This window comes from Streptomyces sp. NPDC058697, assembly GCF_042715345.1.
GTDB classification, from domain to species: Bacteria; Actinomycetota; Actinomycetes; order Streptomycetales; family Streptomycetaceae; genus Streptomyces; species Streptomyces liliifuscus.
The window spans coordinates 30,785-43,931 of the sequence record NZ_JBHXSU010000025.1 but is presented as its reverse complement, the minus strand read 5'-3'; the positions used below and the strand labels follow the sequence as shown (position 1 = coordinate 43,931).

11 protein-coding genes and 1 tRNA gene are annotated in these 13,147 nt (G+C 69.2%); 9 read left to right on the top strand and 3 right to left on the bottom strand.

Annotation, left to right across the window (positions count from 1 at the left end; all coding sequences use genetic code 11):
• Positions 1–10: 10 nt before the first annotated feature.
• Together ACFWXQ_RS37975 and ACFWXQ_RS37970 are read left to right on the top strand one after the other, a co-directional pair.
• Complete coding sequence (locus ACFWXQ_RS37975; protein ID WP_055610520.1) at positions 11–691, top strand: AIM24 family protein; 681 nt, start codon at positions 11–13, stop codon at positions 689–691.
• 17 nt (positions 692–708) lie between these two features.
• Positions 709–1,464, top strand: a complete 756-nt coding sequence (locus ACFWXQ_RS37970) for an AIM24 family protein (protein WP_359937893.1) — start codon at positions 709–711, stop codon at positions 1,462–1,464.
• Between the two features lie 158 nt (positions 1,465–1,622).
• Here ACFWXQ_RS37970 and ACFWXQ_RS37965 read toward each other — a convergent pair whose 3' ends face one another.
• Together ACFWXQ_RS37965 and ACFWXQ_RS37960 are read right to left on the bottom strand one after the other, a co-directional pair.
• The gene (locus tag ACFWXQ_RS37965) at positions 1,623–2,144 is read right to left on the bottom strand and encodes an NUDIX hydrolase (protein ID WP_383941123.1); all 522 of its coding nucleotides are present in this window, start codon (positions 2,142–2,144) and stop codon (positions 1,623–1,625) included.
• On the bottom strand, positions 2,141–3,580 hold the full coding sequence (locus tag ACFWXQ_RS37960) for a zinc-dependent metalloprotease (protein ID WP_383941126.1): 1,440 nt from the start codon (positions 3,578–3,580) through the stop codon (positions 2,141–2,143). The genes ACFWXQ_RS37965 and ACFWXQ_RS37960 overlap by 4 nt, the downstream gene beginning before the upstream one ends.
• 190 nt (positions 3,581–3,770) lie before the next feature.
• Here ACFWXQ_RS37960 and ACFWXQ_RS37955 point away from each other — a divergent pair, with 190 nt between their 5' ends.
• The 4 genes from ACFWXQ_RS37955 (at position 3,771) to ACFWXQ_RS37940 (ending at position 7,168) form a co-directional block, all read left to right on the top strand.
• Entirely contained in the window at positions 3,771–4,883 is a 1,113-nt protein-coding gene (locus ACFWXQ_RS37955) for an SDR family oxidoreductase (RefSeq protein WP_307521588.1), read from the top strand.
• 322 nt (positions 4,884–5,205) lie between these two features.
• Positions 5,206–5,667, top strand: coding sequence for a molybdenum cofactor biosynthesis protein MoaE (locus ACFWXQ_RS37950; protein WP_383941129.1), 462 nt, complete (start codon positions 5,206–5,208; stop codon positions 5,665–5,667).
• Positions 5,668–5,813: 146 nt separating this feature from the next.
• On the top strand, positions 5,814–6,005 hold the full coding sequence (locus ACFWXQ_RS37945; protein ID WP_359719633.1) for a hypothetical protein: 192 nt from the start codon (positions 5,814–5,816) through the stop codon (positions 6,003–6,005).
• A gap of 68 nt (positions 6,006–6,073) precedes the next feature.
• The gene (locus tag ACFWXQ_RS37940) at positions 6,074–7,168 is read left to right on the top strand and encodes a PDZ domain-containing protein (protein ID WP_383941132.1); all 1,095 of its coding nucleotides are present in this window, start codon (positions 6,074–6,076) and stop codon (positions 7,166–7,168) included.
• A 30-nt stretch (positions 7,169–7,198) separates the two neighbouring features.
• On the opposite strand, the gene ACFWXQ_RS37935 is transcribed toward ACFWXQ_RS37940, so the two are convergent.
• Positions 7,199–7,756 carry a PPA1309 family protein gene (locus ACFWXQ_RS37935; protein ID WP_055618589.1) on the bottom strand — a complete coding sequence of 186 codons (558 nt, stop codon included), beginning with the start codon at positions 7,754–7,756 and terminating at the stop codon, positions 7,199–7,201.
• A gap of 137 nt (positions 7,757–7,893) precedes the next feature.
• On the opposite strand from ACFWXQ_RS37935, the gene ACFWXQ_RS37930 reads away from it, so the two are divergent.
• The 3 genes from ACFWXQ_RS37930 (at position 7,894) to ACFWXQ_RS37920 (ending at position 12,993) form a co-directional block, all read left to right on the top strand.
• Positions 7,894–10,821 (top strand): UPF0182 family protein, encoded by a 2,928-nt coding sequence (locus ACFWXQ_RS37930; RefSeq protein ID WP_383941143.1) that lies wholly within the window; start codon positions 7,894–7,896, stop codon positions 10,819–10,821.
• A gap of 41 nt (positions 10,822–10,862) precedes the next feature.
• Positions 10,863–10,936: transfer RNA gene (locus tag ACFWXQ_RS37925), tRNA-Met, on the top strand.
• A gap of 251 nt (positions 10,937–11,187) precedes the next feature.
• Complete coding sequence (locus tag ACFWXQ_RS37920) at positions 11,188–12,993, top strand: sel1 repeat family protein (RefSeq protein ID WP_383941135.1); 1,806 nt, start codon at positions 11,188–11,190, stop codon at positions 12,991–12,993.
• Positions 12,994–13,147: the final 154 nt, after the last annotated feature.

Below are 13,147 nucleotides of genomic sequence, written 5' to 3'. Positions count from 1 at the left end.
AGCCCGTCCTATGAACCAGCAGCTCGCGGGCTTCGCCCCGGCACCCGTTGCCGCACGCATGGAGAACCACGGCAACCACATGCTCAAGGTCGCCATGCAGACCGGAAACGACCTCCTCGCGCGCGTGGGGTCGATGGTCGCCTACGAAGGCTTCGTCCAGTACGAGCCGAATCCGCCGGCCGTGCGCCAGATCGCCAAGGACTGGATGACCGGCGAGGGCGCACCCCTGATGAAGTGCTCCGGAGACGGTCTGCTGTACCTCTCCGACTACGGGGCGAACGTCGTCGTCATCAACCTCAACGGCGACGCGATCTCCGTCAACGCCACCAACCTGCTCGCCTTCGACGCGCACCTCACCTGGGGTGTCGAGCGCGTCAAGGGGCTGGCGAAGTTCGCCGGACAGGGTCTGTGGAACACCAAGATCTCCGGGCAGGGCTGGGTCGCACTGACCTCCCGGGGCAAGCCCATCGTCGTCGACTGCGGCGGCGGCGAGGACGAGACGTACGTCGACCCGGACGCGCTCGTCGCCTGGTCCCCGAACCTCAAGGTGAAGGGCAAGCGCAGCTTCAAGGCGCAGTCCCTGATCGGGCGGGGCAGCGGCGAGGCCTTCCAGATGGCCTTCTCCGGACAGGGCATCGTCGTCGTCCAGCCCAGCGAGGACAGCACCGACCGCCTCCGGGTACGGGGCTGAGGGGGAGCACACACACCATGCAGAGCCCGCTTTTCGCCTACAACGACCAGCAGTCCCAGGAGCGCTACAGCCTGCAGAACAAGCAGATGCTGCGCGTCGTCCTGGAGGGGCACGACGACATGCTGGCCCGCAAGGGCACCATGGTCGCGTACCAGGGTCTTGTGGAGTTCGACGCCGAGTACCAGAACTCCGGTCAGCAGCGCTCGCGCGCCCACACCGGAGAAGGCCTCGACCTGATGCGCTGCCACGGGCAGGGCACCGTCTTCCTGGCCAACCTCGCCCAGCACATCCATGTGGTGGACGTGGACCAGGACGGCCTCACCGTGGACAGCAGCTATGTCCTGGCCATGGACTCCTCGCTGCACCACGAGGTGATCGCCGTGGACAGTCAGTACGGGATCTCCGGCTCCGGCAAGTACCAGCTCAACATCACCGGGCGCGGCAAGGTCGCCCTGATGACATCGGGCATGCCGCTGATGCTTCAGGTCACGCCGGACCGGTACGTCAACTGCGACGCCGACGCGATCGTCGCCTGGTCCACGAGTCTGCGCGTACAGATGCAGGCCCAGACCCACTCCTCCGGCGTGTTCCGGCGCCGCGGCAACACCGGTGAGGGCTGGGAGCTCAGCTTCATGGGGCAGGGGTACGCGCTCGTCCAGCCCAGCGAGATGCTGCCGCCGCAGAATGCGGCGATCGGGTCGGGTCTTTCTGCCCAGTACGGGATGGGGCAGCAGGGGGCCCGGGGGCAGAACCAGGGCAACGCCTGGAGCTAGGAACTTTCGCTTGGCACTCTTCGGAGTGCCTCGGGAAAGGTCCGGGGCGGTGGTTGGCTGCGGGGCCGTCGTGGCTGGGCGCGCAGTTCCCCGCGCCCCTAAGGGGACGCGTGTGTAAGGGGCGGTCGCTGTTGCGGCCGCCCCTTACACGTGCCTCTTCAGAGCCTTGCTCGCGTCGCCGCCAGGAGACGGACGACCGAGTCGTCCGCCACCTTTGGCACCTCGTCGTACGGGAACCAGCGCAGGTCCAGGGACTCGTCGCTGATCTCCTGGACGGCGCCCGGCTCGGCCACGGCCGCGTACTGCACGTCGAAGTGGCAGTGGCAGGGTGGCGGGATGGGATGCCGGTCCAGGCGGACGGGCCCGCCCGGGAGCAGGGTCAGACCCGCGATGCCCGACTCCTCCGTGGCCTCGCGCAGGGCGGCGGCCTCCAGGGTGGTGTCACCGGGCTCGCAGTGACCACCCATCTGGAGCCACATCCGCAGTTTTTTGTGGAGCGTCAGCAGCACCCTGCCGTGCCCGGGATCGATCACCAGGGCGCTCGCCGTGACGTGCCCAGCCGTGCAGGCCTTCCACATGCCGTCCGGATGCGCCTCCAGATGGTCGAGATAGGCCTGTCGCAGCTCCTCCTGGCCCTCGATGCCCTTCAGGGCCAGGACGGCGTCGTCGTACAGGCTCACTTGTCGTCGTCGCCCTTTTCCTCGCCCTTTTCGTCGTCCTTGGGCTCGTCCTTCGTGAAGTTCGGCTTCTCGGAGGGGCCGCTCGCGGCCTCGCCGAGCATCTTGTCGAGCTCGGAGAAGTCCAGCTGCTCGCGGTGCACGAAGCCGTCCGGGTCGTCAAGGTCGGAGGCGGTCGGCAGCATGTCCGGGTGCGCCCACAGGCCGTCGCGGCCGTCGACACCGCGCGCGTCCGTGAGCGAGGCCCACAGGCGCGAGGCGTCCCGCAGGCGGCGCGGGCGCAGCTCCAGGCCGATCAGCGTGGCGAAGGTCTGCTCGGCGGGGCCGCCGGTCGCACGGCGGCGGCGCAGCGTCTCCCGCAGCGCGTCGGCGGACGACAGACGCGGCTTCGCGGCCGAGTGGACCACCGCGTCCACCCAGCCCTCGACGAGCGCGAGCGCCGTCTCCAGGCGGGCCAGAGCGGCCTTCTGCTCGGGCGTGTCCTCCGGCTGGAACATGCCCTGCTGGAGTGCCTGCTGCAGCTCCTCCGGGTTCTGCGGATCGAACTGGCCGACCACGTCCTCCAGCTTCGCCGTGTCGACCTTGATCCCGCGCGCGTACCCCTCGACCGCGCCGAACAGGTGCGAGCGCAGCCACGGCACGTGGGCGAAGAGCCGCTGGTGGGCGGCCTCGCGCAGGGCGAGATACAGCCGCACCTCCTCCTGGGGGACGCTCAGGTCCTTGCCGAACGATTCGATGTTCAGCGGCAGCAGCGCGGCCTTGCCGACCGGGCCGAGCGGCAGGCCGATGTCGGTCGAGCCGACGACCTCGCCCGCGAGCACGCCGACGGCCTGCCCGATCTGCGTACCGAACATGGCGCCGCCCATGGAGCGCATCATCCCGAGGAGCGGGCCCGCCATGGCCTGCATCTCCTCGGGCAGTACGTCGCCCATGGCCGCGCCGACCCGCTCGGCGACCGGGTCGACGAGCTCCTTCCACACCGGCAGGGTCGCCTCGACCCACTCCGCGCGGCTCCAGGCGACCGCGGAACCGGCGCCGGACGGCAGTGACGTCGCGTCGTCCAGCCACAGGTCGGCCAGGCGCACCGCCTCGTCGACCTGGGTGCGCTCGGCGGGGCCGATGCTCGCGTCCTTGGTGCCGTCGGGAGTGCCCTGGGACACCGTCTGGCGGGCGATCTGCTTGGCCATGTCCCAGTTCACCGGCCCGCCCTCGTACGAGAGCATCTGGCCGAGCTGCTGGAACGCGGCGCCCAGGTCGTTGGGGTTCAGCGAACCGAACATGGCTGCGAGCGGGTTGTCGCCACCCGGTCCTCCGGGCCCGAAACCGAACGGGTTGGCAGGTCCCTGACCACCACCGCTCTGCTGGTCCTTCTTCTTGCCCTCGTCGCCGTCGTCCGGCTCCTCCGGCGGAAGGCCGAATCCGAATGGGGTGTCACTCACGGGATTCCTCGGCTGTTAAGGCCGCCGGTTCGCTCCGACGGCGGCTGCCCTACATCACCACCCAGCGTAGACACCACAACCGGTTCGGGCCTCGGTGCTTCGCCGACACAGCGGCTGCGGCAGGATGGATGCCACCTGGTACGTACGCGTCACGCGCGTTCTTACTGAAGACAACCGCTGGAGACGCCCGGTGAGTTCCCCAGATCCACAGGTTCGCGCAGCGCGAAACCCTTCAACCAATCCTGCTCTACGCGGCCCCGTCGTCGCGATCACCGGAGCCGCCGCCGGAATCGGCGCGATGCTCACCGAGCGGCTCGCCGCCAGCGACGAGATCAAGCAGGTCATCGCCATCGACGAGCGGCGCGGTGAGTGCGCGGCCGCGCAGTGGCACATCCTGGATGTGCGGGATCCGGCGATCGCCGAGAAGCTGCGCGGCGCGGACGTCGTGGTGCACCTCGCGCTCGATCTCGACCTGGAGACGGACCCGGCCGCACGAACGGCCTACAACGTGCGGGGGACACAGACCGTGCTGACGGCCGCCGCGGCGGCCGGGGTGCACCGTGTCGTGCTCTGCACCTCGGCGATGGTCTACGGAGCGCTGCCCGACAACGAACTGCCCCTCTCCGAAGACGCCGAACTGCAGGCGACCGCGGAGGCCACGGGAGTGGGGGACCTCCTTGAGGTCGAGCGGCTCGCGCGGCGGGCGCCGCGTGCGCATCCCGGGCTCAACGTCACCGTCGTACGGCCTGCCGTGCTGGTCGGAGGGACCGACACGGCCCTCACGCGGTACTTCGAGTCGCCCCGGCTGCTGGTCGTCGCCGGGTCGCGGCCCGCCTGGCAGTTCTGTCACGTCGAGGACCTGTGCGGGGCTCTGGAGTACGCCGTCCTGGAGAAGGTCGAAGGGGAGCTGGCCGTCGGGTGCGAGGGGTGGCTGGAGCAGGAGGAGGTCGAGGAGCTCAGCGGGATCCGGCGGATGGAGTTGCCGTCGGCCGTCGCGCTGGGGGCCGCGGCTCGGCTGCACCGGATCGGGCTCACGCCGTCTCCTGCGGGGGATCTCGCCTACACGATGTATCCCTGGGTGGTGAGCGGGAGCCGGCTGCACGATGCCGGGTGGCGGCCGCAGTGGACCAATGAGGAGGTCCTCGCGGAGCTTCTTGAGGAGGTTGCCGGGCGGCACACGTTGGCCGGGCGGCGGCTTGGGCGGAAGGATGCGACTGCCGCGGGGGCCGCGGGGGCGACTGTTGCTCTGTTGGGTACGGCTGCGTTGGTGCGGCGGGCTCGGAAGGCTCGGCGGCGGATCTGAGGTGGTGGGGCTGGGGCGTGGGGTTTTTCGCCCCCGCCGCCCCTTCCCATTCCCGTCCCTTTCCGGGGGCTCCGCCCCCAGACCCCCGTATCGCGCTGAACGCGCTCGTCCTCAAGCGCCGGACGGGCTGGGGGTGGGTGGGACGACCGTGGGTGGGGTGGGTGATCGGCCTGGACGGCCTCGTCCTCAAGCGCCGGACGGGCTGGTTGTGCCTGGACTGGGCTGGAAAGTGGCCTCCCTGTAGGAGGCTCCAATCGTGCACGCGTGCGTGCGGGGGAAAAGTGTATTCCGTGGGGTTGGCGGGGTGGGGCACGATGGGGGTATGGCATCCATGAATGATCATCCCGGGGAGCTGGCCGCTCGGGAGCCCATCAAGTTGTTGGCCGTTCGGGAGACCGCCCTCTCCTTGGACGAGGTTTTTCGGGCTGTCGGGGACGATGCCTCCGGGGGGACCGCGCTGTTCGTGGGGACCGTGCGGAATCATGACGGGGGTGCCGATGTCGACGCGCTCGGGTACTCCTGTCATCCGAGTGCCGAGGCCGAGATGCGGCGGGTTGCCGAGAAGGTCGTCGCCGAGTATCCGGTGCGGGCGCTTGCCGCGGTGCACCGGATCGGTGATCTTCGGGTGGGTGATCTCGCGGTGGTCGTCGCCGTTTCGTGTCCGCATCGGGGCGAGGCGTTCGAGGCGTGCCGGAAGCTGATCGACGATCTCAAGCACGAGGTCCCGATCTGGAAGCACCAGACTTTTTCCGACGGTACGGAGGAGTGGGTCGGGGCCTGTTGAGGTCCCAGGGGCCACCTCAGTCCCAGCGGCCACTCCTGTCCGCCGTTCCGGTTGCGTAACCCGACCCCTGCCGTGAGCGTTGAACATGCGGATGGTTAATCTGCTGATCAGTCAGTTGCGGTCGCTCATGGGGTTGGGAGGTCGGCATGGCGGCGCTCGCCTGGTTGCTGATTCCGCTTTTGGCCGCGATCGGCGCCGGACTGTGGGGCAGTTGGGCCGGACGGAACCGAAAGGCCCTCGGGGACGGCACCGAGCTCGCGGGCTACACACGCTTCCGCGAGGCCATGGAGAAGTCGGAGAACCCGGAGAAGTCGGAGCAATTGCACACGGACGCCTGACCGGCCCGGATTCCCCGGACGGACGGCCCTGACGGTGCGCTGACAGACCGGTCCCGTACTGTCGTTCCATGCCACGCCGCACCGCGACGATGCTCGCCTCCACCCTGATGCTGATCGCGCTCCTGTGCGCTGGGGTCTTCATCAATGTGCCGTATTCGGAGATGTCACCGGGTCCGACGGTGAACACACTCGGGGAGCACGACGGCGAGCCGGTGCTCCAGATCTCCGGTCGCAAGACCTACGCGACGACCGGGCATCTGAACATGACCACCGTCCGGGTCACCAGCGCCGACTACAAGATGAACCTCGTCGAGGCCGTGTACGGGTGGCTGGCCCACGACAACAAGGTCGTTCCGCACGACACGCTCTATCCGAACGGCAAGACGGAGGAGCAGTCGACGCAGGAGAACGCCGAGGAGTTCAGCCAGTCCCAGGAGAGTGCCAAGGTCGCGGCCCTCAAGGAGCTGGACATCCGGGTGAAGTCCTGGGTGATCGTCTCCACGGTCGTCAAGGACACCCCCGCCGAGGGCAGGCTGCACGCCGGTGACGTCATCAAGGCCGTCGACGGTACGACGGTGAAGGCACCCGACGACGTCGCGAAGCTGGTCACCAAGCACAAGCCCGGTGAGAAGGTCGTCTTCACCATCGTGCCCGCCAAGGAACAGGCTGCTGCCGAGAAGGAGAACCGGACGGCGACCAGGACCGAGGAGATCACGATCACCACCGCCAAGTCCGAGGACACCGGCGAGCAGCGGGCGATCGTCGGAATCTCGGCCGGGACCGACCACACGCTGCCGTTCACGATCGACATCAAGCTCGCCGACGTCGGCGGCCCCAGCGCCGGTCTGATGTTCGCCCTCGGCATCGTCGACAAGCTGACGCCGGGCAACCTCACCGGCGGCAAGTTCGTCGCCGGCACCGGCACGATCACGGACGACGGTGAGGTCGGCCCGATCGGCGGCATCGAGATGAAGACGGTCGGCGCCCGCGACAAGGGCGCCCAGTATTTCCTGACGCCCAAGGACAACTGCGCGGCCGCCGCCCGTGACGTCCCCGAGGGGCTCACACTCGTCAAGGTCGACACCATCGACGACGCGATGACCGCCCTCAAGGACATCCGCGGCGGCAAGACGGCCGACCTGCCGAAGTGCACCAGGAGCTAGGGCACTCGCGGCGGGCCGGCCCCTTTCTCGCTACTCCGCGAACGTTGCCGTCAGGGCCTCGGCCAGGCCCGGTACGAGGTCGGATCCGGTGAGGACGTCCGTCGCCGCGTCCTTCTCGCGCAGCCGCAGCGCCGATTCGCGCTTCCCGCCGCGCAGCACCGCGACGGTCATCCGGACCTCCTGGCGCTCCGGGTGCTCGGCGACCCACTTCGCCAGCCGCTTCTCGTCAAGGCCGTCCGGTACGGACGCCTCCGCGGACGGCGGGAGCATCAGCCGCTCCACGGACAGGGCGCAGCCGACCACCGAGTCCGGCCAGGCGATGGTGCCGAGGAACTCGTCCAGCGGGCTGCCCGCGGGGAGTTCGTCCTGCTCAATGGGGGTAAGGGTGCCCTCGGGGGCGTCTTCGGTCAGACCGAGGCGCTCGGCGAGTCCCGGTTCCTGGGAGCGCAGCCGGCCGGTGTCGACCAGGGCGAAGAGACGGGCGGGCTGGTCCCAGCCGAGCCCCGCTACGTACTCGTCGATCTCGAGGACGGCACGGGTGAGGGGCCCGGCCGCCATGGGTGTGCCTGAGGAGGCGGTGTTGGACATGGTCACAATCCTGCCTCGTTCGGCCCCCGAAGCGGGAACCGAGTAAAGCATCAGTAAGTTGCATAGATGTGGCCCGGCGTTTGCGGGGCCCCCAGATACCAACAGCGAACTTCGAGGTGCGCACCTTGGCTTTCCAGATGCCGGACCGCGGCGGAGGCCCGACGGGGCCACGGATCAGAGTGGGCCGACCGTCCCGGCGCGTCCGGACCCTGCTCATGACACTGGGCGTACTGGCCGTGCTGGCCATGGCCTTCGTCATGTTCGCGGGGTTCTGGACGGACTGGCTCTGGTATCGGTCGGTCAAGTATTCGTCCGTCTTCACGACCACCCTGTGGACCAAGATCGGCCTGTTCTTCGTCTTCGGACTGCTGATGGCCACGGCCGTCGGCGTGAACATCTGGCTGGCCCACCGGTTGCGGCCGCCACTGAGCGCCATGTCGATGGAGCAGCAGAGCCTGGACCGCTACCGGATGGGCGTGGCCCCGTACAAGAAGTGGATTCTTCTCGGGATCACCGCCCTGGTCGGGCTGATCGCGGGCGCCTCCGCGGCGGGCCAGTGGCGTACGTGGCTGTTGTGGGTGAACGGAGTGCCCTTCAACCAGAAGGACCCCCAGTTCCACCTGGACATCGCCTTCTACGCCTTCGATCTGCCCTGGTACCGCTTCCTGCTGGGCTTCGGATTCGCGGCCGCGATCCTTTCGGTGATCGCCGCCGCGCTGACCCACTACCTGTACGGCGGGCTGCGCATCACCAGCCCCGGAGCGCGCGCCACGGCCGCGGCCACCGGGCATCTCTCGGTGCTGCTCGGCCTCTTCGTCGCCCTGAAGGCGGTCGCGTACTGGCTCGACCGGTACGGCCTCGCGGTGAAGTCCAGTGACTTCAAGGCGACGGACAACTGGACGGGCCTGAGGTACGTCGACGCGAACGCGTATCTGCCCGCCAAGACGATCCTGTTCTGCATCGCCGTCATCTGCGCCCTGCTGTTCTTCGCGACCCTGTGGCGGCGCACCTGGCAGCTGCCCGTCATCGGCTTCGGCCTGATGGTGCTCTCGGCGATCCTGATCGGCGGTCTGTACCCGGCGATCGTCCAGAAGTTCCAGGTTCAGCCGAACGAGCAGGCCAAGGAAGCCCCGTACGTCGAGAAGAACATCAAGGCGACGCGCGAGGCCTACGGCATCGACGACGCCAAGGTGACGGACTACTCCGGCAAGGGCGGCACCGAGAACGCCCAGCAGATCCGCAAGGACGCCGACTCGGCCGCCAGCTACCGGCTGATCGACCCGAACGTCGTCTCGCCGGCCTTCCAGCAGCTCCAGCAGGAGCGCAAGTACTACCAGTTCCCCTCCACGCTCGATGTCGACCGGTACACGGACGCCAACGGCAAGGAGCAGGACACCGTCATCGGTCTGCGCGAGCTGAACCTGAACGGCATCCCGAAGAGCAACTGGATCAACGACCACTTCACGTACACCCACGGCTACGGCGCGGTCGCGGCCAGGGGCACGGCGACCGGTTCCGATCCGCCGGGTTCGCCCGACTTCTCCGAGTCGGGGCTGCCGACCACCGGTGACCTCGGCAAGTACGAGCAGCGGATCTACTACGGGGAGAAGACCGAGCAGTACTCCATCGTGGGCGGCCCGCAGAAGGAGCTCGACTACGAGGAGAACGGCGAGAAGACCACCAGCTACAAGGGCAAGAGCGGCGTCAACCTCGCCAACCCGATCAACCGCGCCGCGTACGCGGTGGCCTTCGGCGAGCCGCAGATGTTCTACTCGGGCGCGATCGGCGAGGGTTCCCGGATCCTCTACAACCGCACGCCCAAGGAGCGCGTCGAGGCCGTTGCCCCGTGGCTGACCATCGACGGCGACGCCTATCCGGCGATCGTGGACGGCAAGATCCAGTGGATCGTCGACGCCTACACGACGACCAACGGGTACCCCTACGCCTCCCGTACGACGCTGGGAGACACCACGGCGGACTCGCTGACCGACAACCAGCGGGCGGTGGTGGCGCAGCAGAACCGCGTCAACTACATCCGCAACTCGGTGAAGGCGACGGTCGACGCCTACGACGGCTCGGTCAAGCTCTACCAGTGGGACACCAAGGACCCGGTCCTCAAGACCTGGATGAAGGCGTTCCCGGACACCGTGCAGCCGAAGGGTGACATCAGCGAGTCGCTGATGGAGCACCTGCGTTACCCGCAGGACCTCTTCAAGGTCCAGCGTGAGCTGCTCACCCGCTACCACGTCACCGACGCCGCCCAGTTCTACAGCGGCAGTGACGCCTGGCAGGTGCCGGACGACCCGACCAACAAGGACAGCAGTGCCGTCCCGCCGTACTACCTGAGCCTGAAGATGCCCGGGCAGAACGCGCAGCAGTTCTCGCTGACCACCACCTTCACGCCCAACGGGCGCCCGAACCTCGGGGCGTTCATGGCGGTGGACGCGGACGCGGCCAGCAAGGACTACGGCACGATAAGGCTGTTGAGAGTGACCTCCACGGTGAGAGGTCCACAACAGGTGCAGAGCGAGCTCAACAGCAACGCCGACGTCGCCGAGTTCGTCCGCAACCTCAGAGGCACGGACTCCGACATCGAGTACGGAAACCTGCTGACCGTGCCACTCAACGGCGGGTTCCTGTACATCGAGCCGGTGTACGCGCGCGGCGGCACGTCCAACTACCCGCTGCTGAGAAAGGTGGGCGTCGCCTACGGCGACCAGACCGTCTTCAAGGACACCCTCGCCGAAGGGCTGAACACGGTCTTCGGCGTGGACGGCGAGGACACCACCGAGCCACCGCCCAAGGACGGTGAGACCCCGACGCCACCGACGACGGGCGACACCGACCTGGCGAAGGCCATCGCCGACGCCGAGGACGCCTACACGGCCGGCGAGGAAGCCCTCAAGAAGGGTGACTGGGAGGCGTACGGCAAGGCCCAGGAGGACCTTCAGGACGCGCTCCAGCGCGCCTCCGAGGCGGAGCAGAAGGCCAGCTCGGCCAGTGGTGCCAACAGCGACGCCAACAAGGAAGAGAGCGGTCAACAGGACGGTGACCAGGGCAGTTGAGTAAGCCCACCCCGCGCCGTGGTACGGTTGCAACACAACGGCGCGGGGTGGAGCAGCTCGGTAGCTCGCTGGGCTCATAACCCAGAGGTCGCAGGTTCAAATCCTGTCCCCGCTACTGAAGTAGAAGGACCCGGATCCTCTAAGGATCCGGGTCCTTCTACGTGTGCGGACCGTGTTCGGACCGCGCGGGGACCGCGTGCGTGTGCCCATCGCTCATCAGTGCTGCTGCGGCGAAGGCTGCGCCATCCGCTTGGAGTTGGGAATTCTGTGTTTCACTTGTCTCTCTGTGGGCATGTCGACAAAACGCTGAAGTGACCTCACTGGCTGCGGTATACCAGGTGTACCCAGGTTGCAGGTGGTGCGACGATGGACGTTATGGGGGACAAGGCAACTCTGTTGGAGACAGGGCGGTTTGTGCAGCCTTCCGACCGGGACGAGACCGGCGAGGCTGCGGAGGAGGCTCGTCGACGACTCGCCGCGGAGGCGGGCGACGTCGAGGCGATGAGCGTTCTCGGAGCCATGCTGCTCCGCCGCGGTGATCTCGACGGGGCCGAGCCTCAGCTGCGCGCTGCCACGGCGGCCGGTGACCGGGCCGCCGCCAACAACCTGGGTGTCCTCCTGCACCAGCGCGGATACGCCGAGGAGGCGGCCGGCTGGTGGCGGATCGCAGCCGTCGCCGGATCCGCGGCCGCCGCGCACGCGCTGGGCCGCCACCACCGCGAGCGCGGGGACGAGCCCGCCGCCGAGTACTGGCTGCGCCAGTCCGCCGAGCAGGGCCACGCCCTCGGCGCGTACGCGCTCGCCGACCTCCTGGAGCACCGCGGCGACGCCGGTGCCGGGGGCTGGATGCGCGCGGCCGCCGAGCGGGGGCACCGCGAGGCGGCGTACCGGCTCGCGCGGACGCTGGACCGCAAGGCCGTGCAGGCGGGCGAGGACGAGGGTGACAACGGTGTCGCGGCGACGATCGCCGCGCAGGCCGAGCAGTGGTACCGGCAGGCGGCCGCGCGCGGTCACCGGCGGGCCGCACTGCACCTCGGAGCGATCCTGGAGCGGCGCGGGGAGCTCAAGGAGGCCGGGCGCTGGTATCTGACCTCCGCCAAGGACGGCGAGGCGCGGGCCGCCTGCGCGCTCGGGTTCCTGCTGCGGGACGCGGGCGACACCGAGAGCGCCGCCGTGTGGTGGCTGCGGGCCGCCCAGGACGGCGACGGGAACGCCGCCAACGCGCTGGGCGCGCTGCACGCCGAGCGGGGCGAGACCCAGACCGCCGAGCGGTGGTACCGGGCCGCGATGGACGCGGGCGATGTGAACGGCGCGTACAACCTCGGGCTGCTCTGCGCCGAGCAGGCGCGGACCGCGCAGGCCGAGCAGTGGTACCGGCGTGCGGCGTACGCGGGACACCGGGAGGCCGCGAACGCGCTGGCCATTCTGCTGCTGCAGGTCGGTGACGCGTCCGGGGCCGAGCCGTGGTTCTCCAAGGCCGCGGAGGCCGGGAGCGTGGACGCCGCCTTCAACCTCGGGATCCTGCACGCCGGGCGGGGCGAGGACGCGGCGGCCCTGCGGTGGTACGAGCGGGCCGCTGCCGCCGGGCACACCGAGGCCGCGCTGCAGGTGGGGATCGCGCGTCTTCGGGACGGGGACGAGCGGGCCGCCGAGCGGCACCTTCGGTGTGCCGCGGGTGGCGGGAGCGCGGAGGCCGCCTATCGGCTGGCCACCGTGCTCGACGCCCGGCGGCCGCCTGCGCCCGCGCACGAGTTGGGGGAGCCGGCGACCGAGAAGAGCGAGTGCGAGGAGTGGTACGAGCGGGCCGCTTCCCAGGGGCATCGGCGGGCTCAGGTGCGGGTGGGGATGCTCGCCTCCGCGCGCGGGGATGTCGTGGATGCGGCTCGGTGGTACCGGGAGGCGGCGGAGGCGGGGTCTCGGAACGGGGCGTTCAATCTTGGGCTGTTGCTCGCCCGGGAGGGGAGTGAGCCGGAGGCTGCGCTGTGGTGGACTCGGGCCGCTGATGCGGGGCATGGGCGGGCGGCTTTGCGGCTTGCCCTCGTCTACGCGCGTCGTGGGGAGCTGGCGGAGGGGCAGCGGTGGGCCGATCGGGCCGTGTCGCTCGGGCCCGGGGAGGTTTCCGAGCGGGCGGCTCGGTTGCGGGATGCGTTGCGGCAGGAGTTGTCGGCGTGAGGGGTGGCGGGGGTGAGTTTTTCGCCCCCGCCGCCCTTACCCATTCCCGTCCCTGCCTCAGGGGCTCCGCCCCCGAACCCCCGTATCGCGCTGCCGGGCTCGTCCTCAAACGCCGGACGGGCTGAGGGGTGGGTGGGGGCTGATGGGGGTGGGT